This is a genomic window from Amycolatopsis sp. BJA-103, from assembly GCF_002849735.1.
In the GTDB taxonomy this organism is placed as follows: Bacteria; Actinomycetota; Actinomycetes; order Mycobacteriales; family Pseudonocardiaceae; genus Amycolatopsis.
Genome location: NZ_CP017780.1, coordinates 4,755,226 through 4,774,017 on the forward strand (window position 1 = coordinate 4,755,226; position 18,792 = coordinate 4,774,017).

Consider the following 18,792-nt stretch of genomic DNA (forward strand, 5'->3'; position numbering starts at 1 on the left):
TCCCCCGGCCCCGGCGGCTTCGGAAACGGCAGCGTTCAGCTCAAGGCGTCCAGGCCGCGTCGCCACCGTTGCCGCCGCTCCGCGGAATCCTGATCCCACCAAGGAGTACCACGCTCGCCCAAAGCGACCTTGGCGGTGTGCACCCGCGCCCGGGCGTCCCGTTCCGCTTCGACGTCCTGAGCACGGCGGGCCGCGCCGACATCCCGGCGAGCCCGCATCAGCAGACTGCGCAACCGGGCCGCCGCTTCCTCCGGGATCTCCGGATCGGTGGCCCGCCATCGCCTGCCGTCGATCACCACGAAGTGCCCGTCGGGCGTGCGGTCCGGCTCAGCCATTCGCATGCCCCGGCAGCCGGATCCTGATCGGCCCCTCCCACTCTCCATCCGGATCGACCGACCGGCCACGCTGGGTCAGCCGCACCTCTCCGGTCCGTGCGAGTTCACGTGCCAGTTCCCGAGCCTGCGGCAGCAGCGGACGCCAGTCGTCCGCCAGCGCCCTGGCCGCGTCAGAAGGACAGGTGCTGCTGTCCGCGCCACGCGCGAAAGCCAAGGCGAGGATCGCGGCCCTCAGCCGTTCTCGAAGCGGCCCGGCACCCAACGCGACCCGGGAATGACCCGCGCCCGATCCCGTGCCCTCCCGGATCCGCTCCAGTTCTCGGCGTGGCCCTGGTCGATCGGTCATACCGCCAGGGTCGCACCGATCAAACCAGCCCGCCTTGCAGGAAACCACGGCCGCCGCAACCAGACGGCGGCATCGCTCGCAGGTTGCTACGTTCGATCGTGGCAGATCGGGATGCGAGGATGCGCGTATGGACGTAAGTCGACGGAACAACGTCGTCGTCGCCGGGCCCCCCGATGGGCCGGTGGTGATGCTCGCGCACGGATTCGGTTGTGACCAGAACATGTGGCGCCTGGTGACGCCGGCACTGGCCGAACGCCATCGCGTGGTGTCGTTCGACTACGTCGGTTCGGGACGATCGGAAATGTCCGCTTGGGACGAACGACGGTATTCGTCCTTGGACGGTTACGTGCGCGACGTTCTGGACATCTGCGAGGAACTAGACCTGCGCGAGGTCACTTTCGTCGGGCACTCGGTGAGCGCGATGGTGGGCGTACTCGCGGCGAAAGCGGCGCGCGAACGGTTCGCGTCGCTGGTCTTGCTCGTACCGTCACCCCGCTACATCGACGACGGGGACTACCGGGGCGGGTTCAGCGCCGAGGACATCGAGGAACTCTTGGAGTCACTGGAATCCAACTATCTCGGCTGGTCGTCGGCCATGGCTCCGGTGATCATGGGCAACCCTGACCGGCCGGAGCTGGGCGAAGAGCTGACCGCCAGCTTCTGCGCCACCGATCCGGCGGTCGCCAGAGTGTTCGCCCGCACGACTTTCCTCTCCGACTCGCGTGCCGATCTGGCTGGAGCGGACCTCCCGACGATGATCCTGGACTGCACGCAGGACGCGATTTCCCCGCCGGAGGTCGGCGCCTTCGTGCACGCGTCCATGCCGGGCAGCCGGTTGCGCACCCTCGACGCGGTCGGGCACTGCCCGCAGCTGAGCGCTCCGCAAACGACCGCCGACGCCATCCTCGAGTTTCTGGAACACCGGCGTTGATGACCCACCGCGGGCACTGCCCGCCACATCAGCCCGATGACGCGGGCACGGACGTGGCCTTCTCCGCCTTGTTGGAGGACAGCGCCGAAGAGCTTTACGAGAACGCGCCCTGCGGCTACCTGTCCACCCTGATGGACGGCACGATCGCGAAGATCAACGGCACGCTGCTGGAGTGGCTTGGCCACCGGCGCGACGAGGTCGTCGGCCGGATGCGGTTCTCCGACCTGCTCACCGTGGGCGGGAAGCTTTACCACGAAACGCATTTCGCACCGCTTCTGCACCTGCACGGTGAAGCGAAAGGCATCGCGCTGGAACTGCGCACCGCCACCCGCGAAAAGCTGCCGGTGCTGGTCACCTCGGTGGTCAAACGGGGCGGTGGAGGCGAGCCGCTGCTGATCCGCACCACGATCTTCGACGCCCGCGAACGACGCTCGTACGAACAAGAACTGCTTCGCGGACAGCGGAGCGCCGAAGAAGCGCGCAAGCAAGCGGACGCCGACCGGGAACGACTGCAACACGCGCTGGCGGTCCTGCAGAAGAGCCTGCTACCCGAAACCCTGCCGCAGGTGCCGAACCTACGGACCGCCGCTCACTACCACACGGCCTCCCCCGACCAGCTCGGCGGCGATTTCTACGACCTGTTCCCGCTCTCGGACGACCGGTGGGCGTTCTTCCTCGGCGACGTGTGCGGCAAGGGACCCGAGGCGGCGGCGGTGACCTCGTTGACCCGCTACACCCTGCGCGCCGCCGCGATGCACGACCCCGACCCGATCGCCACGCTGACCACCCTGAACTCCGTGCTGTACCAGCGCTACACCGGCGGTGACACCCGTTTCTGCACCGCGATCTTCGGCACCCTCGAACCCGAAGACGGCGCCATGCGGGTCCGGCTCGCCACGGGCGGGCATCCGCCGGCCCTCATCACCCGCGCAGACGGCGGCGCCGACTACCTCCAGACGCCGGGCGGGATGCTGCTCGGCTTCCTGGCCAACCCGGCGTTCACCCCGGCCGAAACGATACTGCGGCCGGGTGACACGATGCTGCTCTACACCGACGGCCTCACCGAAGCCCGCACCGGCCCTGGCCGCACCCTCTACGGAGAAGATGCCCTCCGCTGCCTCGTCGGCGAACTCGCACCGGTATCGCCGGAAAAGCTGATCACCGACCTCACCGACCTGCTCGGCAGCTTCGGTGACGGCCTCGGCGACGACGCGGCCCTGCTCGCCATCGGTGTCCCCGGGAAAACCTCGAGTCCACCACGAGGTTGAAGGCGACACTTTATTGAGGGGTAAGTCAAATGTGGCATGACCGAGCCTCTGCGGCGAAGGACTCCTTCGCTGCTTTTCTGGCGACAGAATGTCCGATTGATGGTTAGATGTGCGGTTTTCGAGGGGTTCGTGTCCCGTGTGGACAGTCAGGGTGCGGCCGGTCCAGATCCGCGCCGCTGAAGGCTCCCTTCACCGCATCGGACGCGGCGAAGGGAGCCTTCAGTCCGGCACGACCCGCCCGCGAACACGACACGTTTGCCCTTCCCCTCAATAACGCTCACGATCGCTGGCGGTCACGCCTCCCCTGATCGTTTGTGCGCTGCTTCGGCTGATGTTCCGTAGACCGCTCTGTGATGCCGGGCGGTTCACCGATCACGATGTGGACGAAGATGCCGGACAGCCCGTACGTACTGACTCCGGCCACGGCCGCGCCGGGGTAGGGCCAGTCGAGCCGGTCGGGAACACCGGCGATGTTCAGCCCGGTCCAGTCGACGCCGGAGGTGGGCCGGTCGCAGTGCAGGCTGGCGGGAATGCTGCGGTGCCGCACGATGAGGGCGGCCTTGATCAGACCGGCGAGTCCCCCGGCCGCCTCCGGATGCCCGATGTTCGTCTTGACCGAGCCGACCAGACAGGGCTGCCCCGGTTCCCGGTGGCGTCCGATGGCGGTGCCGATCGCCTGCAGTTCAAGGGTGTCCCCGGCGGGGGCGGCGTTGCCGTGCGCCTCGACGTAACCGAGGCGTTCGGGCGCGATGCCGGCGTTGGCGCAGGCCCGGTCGATGACTTGGAGGTAGCCCGGTATCGACGGCGCGATGATCGCCTTCGCCGTCCGTCCTTTGCTGGCCTGCGCGCTACCGAGGATCACCGCGTGGATCGTGTCGCCGTCGGACCGCGCCTGATCCAGTCGTTTGAGGATGACCACACCCGCGCCGTCACTACGGATGAAACCGTCGGCGTTCTCGTCGGCGAAGCTGCAGCGGCCGGTGGCCGACAACATGCCCGCCGCGGAGTAGCCGACGGTGTGGTCGGTGCCCAGCACGAGGCTGACCCCGCCGGCCACGGCGGTGTCGCACTCGCCGGTGCGCAGGCTCTGGCAGGCCAGGTGCACGGCCAAGGTGCCCGATGAGCACGCGGCGTCCACTGTGGCGCAGGGACCACGCAGATCCCAGGCGTGACTGATGCGTCCCGACGCCATGCTGCGCGCGGCGGCGCCGGCGATGGCGTACATGTCCACCGTCACGTTCGCACGGAGCGCGTCCCAGTGTTCCCCGGTGCTCTGTCCCATGAAGACACCGATGTCTTGCCCTGCAAGCGATTCCGCGGCGAGACCCGCGTCGCGGAGGGCGTCGTGCGTGGTGGTCAGCAGGACCTGATGCTGTGGATCGACGACGGCGGCTTCGCGCTCGCTGATCCCGAAGAGCGCGGCATCGAAATCACCGGCGTAGTCGACGAAACCGCCCGCACGGCTGACCAGCCGACCGGACCGGCGTGGGGTCGGGTCGTAGAGATCCGCCGTGTCGATCCGGCCGTCGGGAGCCGACGGCGCGACCGCGTCACCCCGCTCACCGAGCAGTTCCCAGAGCCGACCATAGGTGGGCGCGCCGGGAAACCGGCAACCCATCCCGATGATCGCGATCGGGTCGTACGACATCTGTCCCGCCTCGCGTGTGCCGTAGCTGGTCATGACCTGACTTCCACCCGTTGGTGGCAGGCCCGGATACCCCGGAATCTTTGCACTCTATGTGATCATTCGTGCCGTCCGGGTAGTCACTCGGGGTCGTTTTGGTCGCCGCCGGTCGGCGTCTCATGGTGGGTCCCGGAGGACTTCGGCAATGTGCGGTATCGCGGGCTGGGTCGATCCGACCCGCTCATTGAGGGACAAGGGCCGCGTGGTCCGGGCGATGGCCGACACGCTGGCCGCCAGAGGACCGGACAGCGAGGGTGTGTGGGCAGGCGCGAACGCGGTACTCGGCCACCGCAGGCTCGCGGTGATGGACCCCGAGCACGGCGAGCAGCCCATGCTGCTCAGCGATGACCGGGATCGGCCGCTCACGGTCATCAGCTACTCCGGCGAGGTGTTCAACCACCTCGAACTCCGCGCGGAACTGGAACTGCTCGGCCACAAGTTCCGCACGGACACGGACACCGAAGTCGTCCTGCACGCCTGCCTGGAATGGGAAACCGGGGTCGCCGAACATCTGAACGGGATGTTCGCCTTCGCGGTCTGGGACGCGCGGCGAGGACGGCTTCTGCTCGTCCGCGACCGGCTCGGTGTCAAGCCCTTGTTCTACGCTCCTCACGGCCACGGCGTCCTCTTCGCCTCCGAGCCGAAAGCCTTGTTCGCCAGCGGATTGATCACCCCGGCCGTCGACGACGACGGGTTGCGCGACTTCCTGGCGTCCGTCAGAACTCCCGGCGGCAGCCTCTTCCGAGGCGTGCACGAGGTCCGGCCCGGCACCATGGTGGTGGTCGACGACCGGGGAATCCGTGAACACCGTTACTGGGCGCTGCGGGCTCGCCCGCACACCGCCGACGTACCCGAAACGGTGGACCACGTGCGAGACCTGTTGGGAGACATCGCAAACCGGCACGTGCGCGCCGACGTCCCGCTCGGCGCGCTGTTGTCCGGCGGGCTGGACTCCAGCGCGCTGGCCGCGCTGGGCCGTCGCTCCACACACGGACGGTTGCGCACTTTCTCGGTCGACTTCGACGGCCAGTTCGTCCCGGACCGGCTCCGTGCCACTCCCGACGCCCCCTATGTGCGGGACATGGTCGGCCACTGCGGACTCGACCACCGCGACATCGTCCTCGATTCGGCGGCGCTGGCCGATCCCGCCACCCGGCAGGCCGTGGTCACCGCCCGGGACGCACCGGCGACCGGCGACATGGACACCTCGCTGTACCTGCTGTTCCAAGCTGTCCGGGACCACGCGACAGTGGTGATCTCCGGGGAAAGCGCCGACGAAGTCTTCGGCGGCTACCCGTGGTTCCACGATCCGGCCGCACTGGCCACCGGCGACTACCCCTGGCGATATCTCACCGGCCGCAGCGGCACTTATCAGGCCCTGCTGCGCGAGGACGTCGCCGCCGCACTCGACGTCGCCACCCATCGCGAAAACCACTACCGGCAGGCCCTGGCCGAAGTTCCCGTGCTGCCAGGGGAAACCGGAATCCAGAGGCGCATGCGGGAGGTGTTCCACCTGCACCTGACCCGGTGGCTGCCCGACCTGCTCGATCGCAAGGACCGGCTGAGCATGGCCGTCGGCCTGGAAGTACGAGTCCCGTTCTGCGACCACCGCCTCGTCGAATACGCCTTCAACACCCCTTGGGCACACCACACCTTCGACGGCCAGGAGAAATCCCTCCTCCGCGCGGCCACCGCCGACCTGCTCCCCGCCAGTGTCGTGAACAGGACCAAAGCCCCGTACCCCATTACCCAGGACGTCGCCTACGACCGCGCGATCCGCGACCAGGCAGGTGACCTGGCGGCGACACCGACCGCTCCGGTGTGGACTTTCCTTGACCCGCAACGGCTTCGCGATCGGCTCGCGCGCCCGGTGACCGACCGCGCCACCCGGGCGGGCATCGATTTCGCCCTCAACCTCGACCTGTGGCTGTCGTCATCGTCGTCCTGGTCGCGCTGATCACGGCCTCAGCCGTGACCACTGTCCAGCCTGCGTCAGTGGCTGCCGGCGAGTTCGCCGGAGAGCTTTCCGTGCATCCGGGCGCTGTGCTTGTTCAGGCCGACGATCTCGACGGTTTTGCCTCGTGATGTCGACCACAGCGAGCACGCCCGAAACCGAGTACGCGGGTTCCTGCTCTGGGCCATGACCAGCAGACTCACCCGGCCACTACGGCTGCCGGGCCCGTCGGTCAAACGAAACGCTCCACTACCGCAGTCCGAGCGGATAGCCCTGCTGGGACACCTGCTCGCCGACCACCAACTCCCGCTGCGGTCCCGGGTCGCCGGAGTCATCGTCCTGCTCTACGCGCAACGGCTCAGCCGGATCGCCCGGCTCACCATCGACGACGTCATCCGTGACGGCGACCAGGTGCTGCTGCGCCTCGGCGAACCACCCTCACCCGTCCCGGCACCATTCGCGGAGCTGCTGCTCGCCTGGATCGACAAGCGGGACAACATGAACACCGCGACCAACCCGAACTCCCGCTGGCTATTTCCCGGACGCCGCGCCGGCCAGCCGATGCACTCCGACTGGCTCGCCGCCCTCGTCAACGAACTCGGCATCCCCACCACGACCGGCCGCACCTCGGCCATCCGCCAGCATGTTCTCGACATGCCAGCACCTGTGGTCGCAGACGCCCTCGGCTACCACCACGTCACCGCGACCAGGATCGCCGCACAGGCCGGTGCCACCTGGAGCCGTTACGCCCCCGGTGATCACTCACCGCTACAACGACGGGGAACTGGCGACAGTTGAGCTGAGCGAGCTCACCAGTCTTCTGTCGTCGGCGCACGGCATCGTGGGCGTGGTCTGGGGACGCTTTCAGCGTTCTTGCAACGCTGTCCGGATCACGTGTCGGGCGTTGTGCGCCATCGCCGGGTTCGTGTCGCGGTAGTAGGGCAGCGCGATCAACGCCTGCGAGAGTGTCCGCCCGCGACCGCGGGTCCAGGTCGCGTCGTCCACGTCCAGTGCCTGACGGAAGACCTCCCGCGCATCAGCGGGTAACAGGTTCCACGCCGGGAACAGATCGCAGGCCGGATCGCCGACCCCCGCGCAACCGAAATCGATCACCGCCGTCAGCCTGCCGTCATCCACCAGCAGATTGCCCGGCATCAGGTCGGCGTGCAGCCACACCGGCGGGCCGCCCCAGGCTGGGGCGCGCAGCGCATGCTCCCAGGCGGCGGCCGCCGCATCGCAGTCGACGCCTTCCTCCGGAAGCCCGCGCAGCTTCTCGATCGCCGCCCGTGTCGCCGTGTCGAGCGAGGCGAGCGGCCCGCCCCGGTGGGCCTGCGGCGCCCCCGGCAGGATGATGCTCCGCATCGCCACGACGAACCCGGCCAAGTCCTCGGCCAGCGGCGCTGGCTTGCTCAGCGCTCCCGCCTCGGGGTTCTGCCCTGCCAGCCATCGGTACACCGACCAAGGCCATGGATACCCCTCACCCGGCTCCCCAGCCGCCAACACCTGCGGGATGGCTGTGGGCAGGTAGGGCGCGAGACGTGGCAGCCACTCCTGCTCCAGCGCCACATCTGCGGTGCCACCCTTCACCAGCGGCAGTCGCACCGCCAAGCTCTCGCCCAGCCGATACATGGCATTGACCGTGCCACCGGACGGAAACCGCTCTACGGCCAGCCCCGCCCACTGCGGGAACTGCCCTGCGATCAGGCGCCGGACGAGGTCGTCGTCGATGGACTGCTGATCAGGATGCATCTGCCTCGTGCTCATCGATGCCATTCGATCGTCGCATTCCGACTGGCGTCAAACGATTTCCACCTCTGCGACAGCGCGACCGCTCGCTACTCCGCCCCAGCCGACGCCGTTCCCGCGACCACGCACCGTCACCTACGCCGAGAATTCGCGACAGTTGAACACGCGACCTCACCAGTCACGGCCGACGACGTCCTGGTCGAGGACCCATGTCCCCAACCACGCTCGAACTACGCCTCCGGTGGGTCGGGATTCCCGGGCGTCGCGGCCGGACCGCACGGCTGGTCGCCGAGGCCGGAGAAACCTGGGTCCGCTATGCCGGAGGTGATCACATCCCGTTACAAGATCGAAGAACACACGACAGTTGAAGACGCGAGCTCACCGGTGGAGGCCGTTCTCGTGCCGACGGCAGGCAAGCAGGGTGGAGTCGGCGGCGTGGATCGTCGTTCCGCCGCGGATCAAGGTCCGCGGCCGTTGTTCGACCGCGAGGACGTCGAAACCGTCCGGCAGGCCGGGCAGCAGGTCCTTGGCATAGAACATCGCCGCGCGCTGCCCGGCGGTCAGTGGGGCGGACGACCCCATCGGGGCATGGCCCACGATCAGGAGGTGCCCACCGGGGGCGACGGCGTCGGCGAGCCGGCGGGTCACCTGTGTCATCCCGCCGTCCGGCGGCTGCAGGTAGTGGCTGGTGACCAGGTCGTAGGATCGGCCGCCTGCGGTGAAGACGCGAGCGTCGATCTGCCACCAGCCGACATGGTCGGCGACGCCGTCCTGCTCGGCGCGCTGGGCAGCGCGTGCCAGGCCGGCTGCGGAGAAGTCAGCGCCGGTGACAGTCCAGCCCTGCCGGGCCAGCCAGATCACATCGCCTCCCTCGCCACAGCCGACGTCGAGAGCGCTGCCCGGTGTCAGCCCGGCAGCCTCGGCTACGAGCTGCACATTGGGCTGTCCGCTGAAGACCTGCTCCTGGCCGGCGTAACGCTCGTCCCAGCCGCGCGGCTCGAACATGGCGGCCGTCTCCTCGTCGCTGAGCGGCTGGTGTTCTGTCATCTCAAACGCCTTCCCTTTACCTGTGGCCGACTGTCTAAGCGAGTGTCAGGACTTCACCTCGTGTCGGCGCTCATCGAACTTCCGCAGGCTGGACTCACGAGAAGTTCAGAGCGTGGCGGGATGTGCCGCGACGGCGCGGTGCACGTCCTCGGTGACCAGGTCGATGTTCATCATTGCCCCGGTCAGCCCACCCTGTGCGGCGGCGTCGATGACCTGCGCCCGGTGTCCTCGCACGTTGCCGGCCGCCCACACCCCGGGAACAGAGGTCGCTCCCGTCTGGGGGTCGGCGGGCAGGGTCTCGCCGATGAGCTGGCCGTCCATGTCCTTGACCTCGGCCGTCAGGCCCAGGTCTGCGAGCAGAGTGTCGACTTTGGCCGCCGACACGGGGAAGACGACGACGGCCTGGACTTCGGTCACGCTGTCACCGACCCGGACGCCGCTGAGTGCGTCGTCGGTGACCTCGACACCGGTGACCCGGCCGGGCACCACGCTGATCTGGCGCGCGGCGAGCTCGGTGCGTTGCGGCGCGGTCAGTTCCACGGACTCGTTGGTGAACAGGGTGACCTTCTCGCTCCACTGACGCCACAGCTGCGCCTGGTGGAGGGAGGCGACGCCGCTGGCGATCAGCCCGATTGCCTTGTCTCGGACCTCGTAGCCGTGGCAGTAGGCACAGTGCAGCACGTCCACGCCCCAGCGGTCGGCGACGCCGGGAATGTCGGGCAGCTCGTCGACGACACCAGTGGCCACCAGTACCCGCCTCGCGTCAACAGTGCTCTCGTCGGCAAGGGTGACCCGCAGGGCATCCTCGCTGACACGCTCCACGCCGATCACGGTGTCGTCGCGGACGGTGCCGCCGTACTGCTCGACCTCCGATCGGCCGATGGCCAGCAGTTCGTGCGGATCGACACCTTCGCGTCCGAGATAGCTGTGGACCTGGGTGGCAGGCGCGTTGCGTGGCGTGCCCGCGTCGATGACCAGTACGTCACGCCGGGCACGGCCCAACGTCACAGCCGCCGCCAGGCCCGCTGGTCCGCCACCGATGATGACTACGTCGTGAGTGCTCATGCGAGCAACGGTGCAGCGGCCAGTTTTCTGCCGCAACTTACCTTGCCGAAACGGCAAGCCGCATCGACCTTCGCGCAGGTGGCGTGCTTGTTCGCCGCCAGTGACAGCCACACTCGAAACCCCGACACAGCCAGGTGAACCCACGATCCGCGACGACGGAGCACTGATCTGGCCACAACGTCGCGCCCGTGCGGCCAAGCGGACTACCGGCGATGCTGGGGTCACTGGTGACCGGCTAGCGACCGTGGGCGTCGAGCCGGCTCAGTGCGGTGCTGAGGAATGCATCCCGCCGTTGCCCGAGAACGCCCGCATCGAGGTCTGGCCTGCCCTGGTCGCGGACCGCCGGAACGCAGAACGCCATGTCGGCCAGGGTGCCTGACGCCGCCACGACGTCCCAGTAGGCGACCCTCTCGGCTCGTCGGCCGGCAGCACGCTGCCAGCCCTCCAGCACCTGCTCGGCGGCGGGGAGCCCGAACATCAACGCCGCGTCGAAGCGCGCCCCACCGAGGTCGATTCCCGGCGATCCGGCACCGGCGCAGTCCCAATCGACCAAGCCGGTGCAGCGGTCACCGGACCACAGGGTATTCCCGAACCACAGGTCACCGTGCACGAAGACAGTCGGGCCCGCGGGTACCGGAAGCTGGTTCAGACATTCTTCCGCAGCCGTCAGCAACGCAGTGGTGCCCTTTTCCCGGCGTTGAGCCGCGAAGTCCACATCCGCGATCGAGCGGGCCCGCAGCGGCAGAACAGCCCGGGGCACCAGCGGGACCGCCTGCAGTGCGGCCGCTGTGGCCCCCAGGCCCTGCAGCCGCTCGGTAGAGGCGACCGACGGGATCCGGCTGTGCCCGGGCAGCACGGTGGTCAGCACAGCCAGGACGCCCGCCGCGGAACCGTCGAGATCTGTGGCGATCAGCCTGGCCGCGGGCAACTGGTGTTCACCGGCGACTCGCAGTGCCGCGGTCTCGGTCGCGAACCGCTGGCAGTGCTCGGGATCAGCGGGGTCCCCGAGTCGCAGCACGGCCGCCTCGACGCGACCGGCCGGTTCGAACCTCAGCAACCACGGATTGGCTCCCTCTCGCAAGCCGGCCACCGTGGCCACTCGAGCGCCGCCTCCCACCGCCTCAGTCACCCAGCGCAGGGCCTTCTCGGACAACTCCGGCACCGAAATCACCGCCCCGTGACATCCTGAATATCGAGCGACCTGCTACGTCGACCCCGCCGACGCGAACCTCGGATCACTTGTTCGGGACCCGCGGTTTCCCCGCCACGCAACTGTCCACGAAGTACCCCCCATGCAGCGAGATCCAATCCGGCGTGGCGCTGTACGGCTCATCCGGCGGCGCGCCACCCTCGGTGAAGCGGCTGTAGTTGTTCAAACACTCGTCAGGCGTGGGAAGCTTGTATTCGGCAAGCAGCGCGAAGTGCGCCTCGGCGCCTCGCTCACCTGCCCTGCGCAGCTCCTCCACTTTCTGTCCTTCGCTCATCATCGAGCACGACGACACCGGCAACACCAGCACACCGGCCGACACGACAGCCACCGTGCGCCCCCACCTCGTTGTCACACACACAAGTCAAGCAGCACACGTTCGTACGCCGAGCGCGGCGGGCACATGCGTGTTCCCGCACGGCTTACTCGGATGGCCGGCCACGTTCGAGCAGCCGGCTCAGTTCGCCTGCGAGGGCGATCGATGCCTCGATCTCGACCCTGCGGATGGACACGCTTTCGACGAGGAAGCCGAACGGCATGCCGAGCTTGCGGCAGAAGGCGACCAAGTCCCGCGCGGTCGCCACACAGTGTTCGTACGATTCGGCCAGCGTGTCGTCCGCGTGGCGCAGGGAGTTCTCGAGCCAGCGCGGGACATCGACGCCGAGCCACTTGAGGAACGACAGCGTCTTCATCGACCCGCAGACCGAGAGAGTGAAGAGGACGGGCTTGGGCGTGAGTCGCCTCTCGAGGCAGGCGTAGAAGTAGTCCGAAACCATGCTCTTCGCCGCGTCAGCGTTGTAGACGACCTGCGAGATGAAGTACGAACATCCCGCCTCCTGCTTGGCGATCAGCCGCAGGTGCTCCTCGGGGCGCTCGGTGATGGCGACGCCGCCGAGCAGCATGTCCGGACGGACGTCCCGGCGCAGGTCCTGCGCCTCGGACAAGCTGGTCAGCACCGGCTTGTCCGTCGAGGACGCACCGACGAAGACACCGTGCACGCGCTCCGGATCCGCGGTCCGCAGCCAGGTCCGCAGTTCGGCCTCGGCGTACTTGCCGACGCACCGGTAGACGATCGCGGGGCGGTTCCACCCGTCGAGGTATTCCGAATGGTAGACGGCGGGATCCATGGTCGGCAGGTAGGGAAACGGCCGCTCCGCCGGATTGCGGTCACTTTCGTCGTCGATGTCGTAGAGCGCCAGACCGTCCACATCGAGAGCGGCCAAGCGTCCCAGGGTGGCCGCGGTGATCTCCCGGATCCGCTCCGGAGCGGTGCTCAGGCGGGGCGGCGTGATGCCGAACAGGAGAATGCCGCTCTCGGCGCCGGTCACCAGCGCCCGGAAAGCCGTGCTGTCGCTGTGGTCCACCATGACGCGGAAGTTAGCAGTTCGCCCGCCGGGCGGTAGGCGCGCGTCGGCGGCATCAGCGAAGCTCAGGCAAGAGCGGTGACCAGCAGGGCGAAGGCGGCGATGATGACGGCGACGCGGATGTAGTGGAAGCGGTCCCAGCGGTTCATCTGCTGCTTCCAGTCGGCGGGCCGGTTCTCGGCGGTCCACGTCTTGCCCCGGTTGTTGATCGGGACGAGCAGCAGGAGCGACATGACCACGCTCACGATCAGCAGCGCGCCGGCGGTGACGACGAGTCCGGCTCCGGGGTGCCGCCATCCGGCGATCGCCCAGACCGCGACGAGGATGAGCGAACCGATGTACCAGACCGGCATGACGGCGCCGAGCATCCGGCCCCCGTGGGCACGGCCGCGCACCAAGCTGTCATCGGGAAGGGCGTTGAGGATCGGGTTGATGACGAACGCGACGGAAAACTCCACGCCCACCATCAGGCCGACGATCACGGTGGTGACGATCTCAAGTGCCGTGAACATGACTCTCTCTCCTGAAATCTAGCGTTGCTAGGACGAGAGGAACGTTAGCCTAGCGACGCTAGATTGTCTAGCAACGCTAGGTCTTCGTTGTCGAGTCTCCTGTTCGTCGGCGTGGAAGCCGGGTACGAGGAGCGGGGGCACCGGATTCCGGTGCCCCCGCTCGTGTTCTGTCCCTTGCCCGTCAGACGGTGCTCAGGTGGCGTCCGGCGTTGTTCCAGCCGTCGGCGTGGACATCGGCGTCGCCGCCGTCGCCTGCCGGGCCGGAGTTCCCGCCGGTGGTGGTGCTGTGGTTGACAGCGTCACCGGTCGCACCGGTGTCCCCGGTCGAACCGGAGTCGCCCGAGGTGACCGTGATGTTCGAGCGGTCACCTTCGTGCTTCCAGCCACCGTGGTGACGGCCCTGGTCCTGGCCCCGGGTGGCCTCGACGGCGGTGTTGCCGCCGGTCGAGCCCGAGTTCCCGGAGTCACCGGAGTCACCGGTGACGGCGTTGTTCCCGCTGGTGGCGTTTCCGGCATCGCCGGAGTCACCACCGTTGCCGCCCTTGGCTTTTCCGAAGACAGCGCCGAGGACGCCGGTCTTGCCACCCTGATGGTGACGCGACTTGTGCCCACCATCGTGGTTCATCGCGGAATTGCGACCCGACGTGAGGACCGCGGCGTCGCCGCCGTGACCCGCCGGACCGGAGTCGCCGCCGACGGTGGCACTGTGGTTCACCGCGTCCCCGGTCGCACCGGTGGCGCCGGTGCTGCCCGAGTCACCCGAGGTGACCGTCGTGCTCGAGTGGTCACCTTCGTGCTTCGAGCCGTGGTGCTTCCAGCCACCGTGGCCGAAGTCCCGGCCGCCGATCGTCCCCGTCAGCGCGGTGTTGCCACCGGTCGAGCCGGAGTTGCCCGAGTCGCCGGAGTTTCCGCTGACGGCGTTGTTCTTGCTGGAGGCGTTCCCGGCATCGCCGGAGTCACCACCGTTGCCGCCCTTCGCGGTCCCGGTCACGATGCCGAGCACACCGGTGTCACCGTTTCCGTGGCGACGGTTCCAGCCACCGTTGTTCGTGGCGGAGTTCTGGCCGGACACGGCGGTGGTGGCGTCGCCACCGTTGCCTGCCGGACCGGAGTTGCCGCCGGTGGTGGTGCTGGAGTTGTGCGCGTCACCGGTGGCGCCGGTGCCGCCGGTGTCTCCGGAGTCGCCCGAGGTCACCGTGGTCTCGCACCGGGCGAGCACGCAGAGCCCGTAGGCGCTGTTCCCGCCGGTCGAGCCCGAGTTGCCCGAGTCACCGGAGTTTCCACTGACGGCGTTGTTCTTGCTGGAGGCGTTCCCGGCATCGCCGGAGTCACCACCGTTGCCGCCCTTCGCGATCCCGGTCACCGTGCCGAGCACACCGGTCTTTCCGCCGCGGGCGCCCCGCGAGTCCGCGGTGTTCTGACCGTTCGAACCGGCGGTGGCGTCGCCGCCCTTGCCCGCGGAACCGGAGTTGCCCCCGGTGGTGTCACTGGTGTTGGCGGCGTTTCCGGTCGCACCGGTGGATCCGGTGTTGCCGGAGTCGCCCGAGGACACCGAAGTCGAGCAACTGGCCAGCACACAGATCCCGTAGGCGCTGTTGTGCCCGGTCGAGCCCGAATTCCCGCCGTCACCGGAGTTTCCGCTGACGGCGTTGTTCTTGCTGAAGGCGTTCCCGGCCTTGCCGGAGTCGCCTCCGTTGCCACCGTGGGCGGTCGCCGACGAGGTGCCGGCCACCACCGAGTGCACTGTGTCACCGAGCCCGCCGAGCGGGTTCGAATTCCCGGTGTCCGCGCTCGCCACCGCGGTGCCCAGCAGGACGAACCCGCCGGACAGCACTGCGGCGGTCAATCCGCGTCGCACGTACTTGTGCATGACTTCCCTTTCCTTACCTTCTGTCCAATGTGGAGTTGAGGGTGGAAAGGGTTCGTCAACTGGGATGGTCGTGGCCGTACTCGTCCGGCCACGGGACGGATCTCCGGTCGTCCGGTGGTGCTCGCCACGCCCGATCCGTTCCGGGCATGCCCGTACCGGTCTCGGTCACCGCGTACTCACCGCCGTGCGATCCGCCCGAACTCGCCGACATCGAACCACCGACGCCGACGGAACTCGGCCCGCTCGGCAAGGCGGGGCCACCACCGGCCGGACCAGGAACCTTGACCACAGACGCTTCACCGGGATGAGTCGTCTCCGGAGAAACCGGCCGTTCGCGCCCTGGAACCGACTGTCCGCGCTCTGCGGCGCGGGCCCAGGCCGAATCCGCACCCCAGACAAGTCCACTGTGGACTTCGATTGCGGGCGCGGGTGCCGAACCCGCGCTGACGTCGCTGCGCGACGCCGACCCGGCTACAGCCGGCCGCTCCGACCTGGACGGTTCACCGTCCAGAGCCGTGACCAGCCGTTCCGCTCCCACCGCGTGGGCAACCGGTTCGGTGACCGGAGCCAGCGAATCGAGCACTGGCCGTGCGACCGGCCCGGCAACCCTCGCGACCGGTCGTACCACCTGCGACAACACCGGCTCGACCGGCTTTGTCACCTGCTCCACCACGGGCGCCACCTCCGACGCCACCCGATGAACGGGTTTCGCAACCGATTCGAGGAGCGGCATCGCGGATTTGGTACCCGCGCCCACGACGTCACCGAGCAGACCTGAGCCGCCGGGTTCCGGAGACCGGTCCGACGCGTCCGCCGTCCCGGACAACAGGATCGCCAGGAGAGCGAGACCGAACAACGCGCCTATCACCACGAGCACTTGCCTCAGGACAATGATGTCGTCACCGGGCAGGACTCGCGACTGGGAAGTATTCATCCATTTCACCCCCCTTCCGGGTCGGAACTTCACCTGTCATGGGGTTTTCGTTCCGAGGGGTGTCACCAGATTGGGGGATGAACAACCTTTTTTAATTGCTGCGCAAGGGTTTTCTACCGCCAGGTAGCGGGTACGCTGCTGAATTCTTCAGCGTTTCGGCACACTTTTCCACGAAGAGGCATCGCGAGGCAGCGCAGAGTGACCAGGGAACGGCGGGCCGCCACACAGTGAAAGCAAGGTTGCCGTTCAGGAGCGTCGCCGACGAGGATTTCGTCGCGGCCACAAGCCGGTCAGGGTGTGCGGACGTGTGCCTGAATGGCGGCGGCGATATCGGACAGGGCCAGCACATCGCGAACCAGACCGGTGGCGATCGCGGCACCGGGCATGCCGAAACTTTCGGACGAGGCTTCGTTCTGGGCGAACACCGTACCTCCGCAGTGAGAGATGGCACGGACCCCGGCCTGGGCGTCGGTGCCGCTTCCGGTAAGCACCACGGCCAGCGCACGGGGGCCACAGGTAACAGCGAGGGTGGCCAGCAGGAGGTCGGCCGACGGGCGGGCCGGAGGCAGAGCTCCGGTGTCGAGCAGCCCGATCCGCGCATCGGGGGTCACCAGCAGATGTCGTGCCGCGGGGGCCACGAGCACCGTGCCGGGAATCAGCTCGTCGCCATCGACGGCGTGCTGCACACGTAACGCCGTCCGATTCCGGAGGATGTCAGTCAAGTGGCTGGTCCGATCGGGGCTCAGATGCTGCGCGACGATCACGGCGGCGGGCAGATCGGCCGAGAGTGGGCCAAGGACCCGGGTGAGGGCGTCGATCCCGCCAATGGAGGTCACCAGCGCGATGACCGGGAACCGCAACGCGTAAGGATCAGCTGTGCCCATCGCCCATCATCCTCACCTGTCAGGCGGGTTGGAAGATCATCGCGAGGGCCGCGTCCGGCTACGCGAGCTCGACGAGGGTCGGGTCCTCGACGAGGACGGCGGCCAGGTCGCGGATCTTGCGGTTCGTGCGTTGTGAGAGATCGATGATCCAGGCGAAGGCCTCGTCGGCGTCGACTTCGCGTCGGGCCATCACGATGCCTTTGGCCGTGGCGATGACGTCGCGGGTGGTCAGCGCAGTCTGTAGGTTTTCGGCCAGGATCGCGGCACGTTCCCAGCGGCGCGCGGTCAGCACGACCGCGGAGACCGCGCCGGTGAACATGGTGACGAGCGCGGCTTCGACCGGGTCGAACGCCCCCTGCTGATCGCTCCAGACGTTCACCGCGCCCGCCATGGTGGCGACGGAATCCACTGAAGACGCCGTGGACCCGGCGTCGGGCAGCACCAGCGCACACGCCAGGACAGTCACGATTCCGGCCGAGGCGGCGGCGTCGGCGAACTCTGGCCACCGGCGCGTGGCTTCGGGGGCGTCGGCACGGACGGTGGTCACGGTGCGCAGGGCGTGCAGGCAAGGCCCGTCGTCGGCGTCGTACTGGGCACGGTCGAGATCCATGATGCGTTCGTCGGTGGTGGCGATCGTGCGCGGCCGGCCGTTCTCGATCAGCGTCACCGACGCGGCGGTGGCGTCGGGCACCAACGAGACCACCCACATGCAGACTCGCTGGAGCACGGCGGGTACGGATTCGTTGGTGGTGAGGGTCTCGGTCAGCTCCCGCAACGCGGTCGCCGTGTCATCGGTCTGCGTCATGATCCCTCCCTGTCCCGCAACTCGGCGGCGTGGTGATCCGTCCTACGGCAGTGAGCTTCGACGGGGTTGCGGGTGCTTCAAGATCGCGGTCAGGTCCGCGGTGCCCCCTGCGACAGCGTGGGCGAGTTCGGTGAGCCGGTGGTGGTGAGTGCGGGCATAGCCGCGTAGCCGGGTGAAGGCCTCGTCCATCGAGACCTGACCGTGCTCGGCGAGCACACCCTTGGCCTGTTCGATCACGACACGGCTGTCCAGCGCGGTTTGCAACTGCCCGGTGAGCTGGTCCCCGCGTTCGATGCTGCGCTGCTGCAGGATGCCGATGGTGGCGACGTCGGCCAGGGCCTGCCCGAGTTCGATGTCGTCGCGATCCGGGCCGCCGATACCGGTGTCCAAGAGCGTCATGACGCCGACGACCTGGTCTCGCAGCCGCATCGGCAGGGCATGGGCGGCGCGGAACCCGCACTCCGCGGCCGCGGCGGTGAACCTCGGCCAGCGGTGTGCCTCGGCAGACAGGTCCGCGCTGGACACCGGGGCGCCGCTGCGGACGCAGTCGATGCACGGCCCGTCATCGGTCTGCACCGCGAACAGCCCCAGCAACTCGGCTCGCTGCGAGGAGGTGGCCGCGACCTGCAAGCCCCCGTTGGAATCGAGCAGGATCACTCCGGCCGCGGAAACACCGAGCAGGTCGACGCATTGCTCGGTGAGCATGCTCAGGAAGTCGGCGATGTCGAAGTCGGCCACCAGGGTGTCGGCGAGGCTGACGAACGTGCGGGACACCTGTCGCTCCCGGTCATGCGACGTTTGCTGCACCGAGTCCGGGGTCTGGGACATGAGCTGCGCTCC

Annotated in this window: 20 protein-coding genes; 5 read left to right on the plus strand and 15 right to left on the minus strand. The window is 68.2% G+C overall.

What is annotated here, in order from left to right; genetic code table 11:
• Window positions 1-35: 35 nt before the first annotated feature.
• Together BKN51_RS20570 and BKN51_RS20575 are read right to left on the minus strand one after the other, a co-directional pair.
• Window positions 36-335 carry a hypothetical protein gene (locus BKN51_RS20570; RefSeq protein ID WP_101609181.1) on the minus strand — a complete coding sequence of 100 codons (300 nt, stop codon included), beginning with the start codon at window positions 333-335 and terminating at the stop codon, window positions 36-38.
• Window positions 328-681, minus strand: a complete 354-nt coding sequence (locus BKN51_RS20575; protein ID WP_101609182.1) for a DUF3253 domain-containing protein — start codon at window positions 679-681, stop codon at window positions 328-330. The genes BKN51_RS20570 and BKN51_RS20575 overlap by 8 nt, the downstream gene beginning before the upstream one ends.
• Before the next feature lie 127 nt (window positions 682-808).
• Here BKN51_RS20575 and BKN51_RS20580 point away from each other — a divergent pair, with 127 nt between their 5' ends.
• Both BKN51_RS20580 and BKN51_RS20585 read left to right on the plus strand, forming a co-directional pair.
• Window positions 809-1,612 carry an alpha/beta fold hydrolase gene (locus BKN51_RS20580; protein ID WP_101609183.1) on the plus strand — a complete coding sequence of 268 codons (804 nt, stop codon included), beginning with the start codon at window positions 809-811 and terminating at the stop codon, window positions 1,610-1,612.
• Entirely contained in the window at window positions 1,612-2,880 is a 1,269-nt protein-coding gene (locus BKN51_RS20585) for a PP2C family protein-serine/threonine phosphatase (RefSeq protein WP_101609184.1), read from the plus strand. Before BKN51_RS20580 ends, BKN51_RS20585 begins: the two co-directional genes overlap by 1 nt.
• Window positions 2,881-3,157: 277 nt before the next feature.
• Here BKN51_RS20585 and BKN51_RS20590 read toward each other — a convergent pair whose 3' ends face one another.
• Entirely contained in the window at window positions 3,158-4,561 is a 1,404-nt protein-coding gene (locus tag BKN51_RS20590) for a beta-ketoacyl [acyl carrier protein] synthase domain-containing protein (protein WP_233223546.1), read from the minus strand.
• Window positions 4,562-4,709: 148 nt separating this feature from the next.
• Here BKN51_RS20590 and asnB point away from each other — a divergent pair, with 148 nt between their 5' ends.
• From asnB to BKN51_RS20600, 3 genes are read left to right on the plus strand one after another with little or no spacing between them, the layout of a single operon-like run.
• Window positions 4,710-6,521: an asparagine synthase (glutamine-hydrolyzing) gene (asnB, locus tag BKN51_RS20595; protein ID WP_101609185.1), complete on the plus strand. Its 1,812-nt coding sequence runs from the start codon at window positions 4,710-4,712 to the stop codon at window positions 6,519-6,521.
• The gene (locus BKN51_RS43575) at window positions 6,488-6,649 is read left to right on the plus strand and encodes a hypothetical protein (RefSeq protein WP_168214231.1); all 162 of its coding nucleotides are present in this window, start codon (window positions 6,488-6,490) and stop codon (window positions 6,647-6,649) included. The genes asnB and BKN51_RS43575 overlap by 34 nt, the downstream gene beginning before the upstream one ends.
• Window positions 6,650-6,704: 55 nt before the next feature.
• Entirely contained in the window at window positions 6,705-7,316 is a 612-nt protein-coding gene (locus BKN51_RS20600) for a hypothetical protein (protein ID WP_199193046.1), read from the plus strand.
• A gap of 66 nt (window positions 7,317-7,382) precedes the next feature.
• Here the strand turns inward: BKN51_RS20600 and BKN51_RS20605 are convergent, their stop codons facing one another.
• The 12 genes from BKN51_RS20605 to BKN51_RS20660 all read right to left on the minus strand — a co-directional run bounded on the left by BKN51_RS20605 (window position 7,383) and on the right by BKN51_RS20660 (window position 18,780).
• Window positions 7,383-8,282, minus strand: coding sequence for an aminoglycoside phosphotransferase family protein (locus BKN51_RS20605; protein ID WP_101613353.1), 900 nt, complete (start codon window positions 8,280-8,282; stop codon window positions 7,383-7,385).
• A gap of 360 nt (window positions 8,283-8,642) precedes the next feature.
• The gene (locus BKN51_RS20610) at window positions 8,643-9,311 is read right to left on the minus strand and encodes a class I SAM-dependent methyltransferase (protein WP_101609187.1); all 669 of its coding nucleotides are present in this window, start codon (window positions 9,309-9,311) and stop codon (window positions 8,643-8,645) included.
• A 105-nt stretch (window positions 9,312-9,416) separates the two neighbouring features.
• The gene (locus BKN51_RS20615) at window positions 9,417-10,376 is read right to left on the minus strand and encodes an NAD(P)/FAD-dependent oxidoreductase (protein WP_101609188.1); all 960 of its coding nucleotides are present in this window, start codon (window positions 10,374-10,376) and stop codon (window positions 9,417-9,419) included.
• Between the two features lie 235 nt (window positions 10,377-10,611).
• On the minus strand, window positions 10,612-11,466 hold the full coding sequence (locus BKN51_RS20620; protein ID WP_236781087.1) for an aminoglycoside phosphotransferase family protein: 855 nt from the start codon (window positions 11,464-11,466) through the stop codon (window positions 10,612-10,614).
• A gap of 145 nt (window positions 11,467-11,611) precedes the next feature.
• The gene (locus BKN51_RS20625) at window positions 11,612-11,914 is read right to left on the minus strand and encodes a hypothetical protein (RefSeq protein WP_233223570.1); all 303 of its coding nucleotides are present in this window, start codon (window positions 11,912-11,914) and stop codon (window positions 11,612-11,614) included.
• Between the two features lie 91 nt (window positions 11,915-12,005).
• Window positions 12,006-12,950, minus strand: a complete 945-nt coding sequence (locus BKN51_RS20630) for a methylenetetrahydrofolate reductase (protein WP_101609190.1) — start codon at window positions 12,948-12,950, stop codon at window positions 12,006-12,008.
• A gap of 62 nt (window positions 12,951-13,012) precedes the next feature.
• Window positions 13,013-13,459 carry a DUF1772 domain-containing protein gene (locus BKN51_RS20635; RefSeq protein ID WP_101609191.1) on the minus strand — a complete coding sequence of 149 codons (447 nt, stop codon included), beginning with the start codon at window positions 13,457-13,459 and terminating at the stop codon, window positions 13,013-13,015.
• 181 nt (window positions 13,460-13,640) lie between these two features.
• Window positions 13,641-15,329: a hypothetical protein gene (locus tag BKN51_RS20640; RefSeq protein ID WP_101609192.1), complete on the minus strand. Its 1,689-nt coding sequence runs from the start codon at window positions 15,327-15,329 to the stop codon at window positions 13,641-13,643.
• A gap of 55 nt (window positions 15,330-15,384) precedes the next feature.
• Window positions 15,385-16,263: a hypothetical protein gene (locus tag BKN51_RS20645; protein WP_146044355.1), complete on the minus strand. Its 879-nt coding sequence runs from the start codon at window positions 16,261-16,263 to the stop codon at window positions 15,385-15,387.
• Between the two features lie 290 nt (window positions 16,264-16,553).
• Entirely contained in the window at window positions 16,554-17,147 is a 594-nt protein-coding gene (locus BKN51_RS20650; RefSeq protein ID WP_101609194.1) for a chemotaxis protein CheB, read from the minus strand.
• A 58-nt stretch (window positions 17,148-17,205) separates the two neighbouring features.
• Window positions 17,206-17,952, minus strand: coding sequence for an ANTAR domain-containing protein (locus BKN51_RS20655; RefSeq protein WP_101609195.1), 747 nt, complete (start codon window positions 17,950-17,952; stop codon window positions 17,206-17,208).
• 42 nt (window positions 17,953-17,994) lie between these two features.
• Window positions 17,995-18,780, minus strand: coding sequence for a GAF and ANTAR domain-containing protein (locus BKN51_RS20660; protein WP_101609196.1), 786 nt, complete (start codon window positions 18,778-18,780; stop codon window positions 17,995-17,997).
• Window positions 18,781-18,792 lie beyond the last annotated feature (12 nt).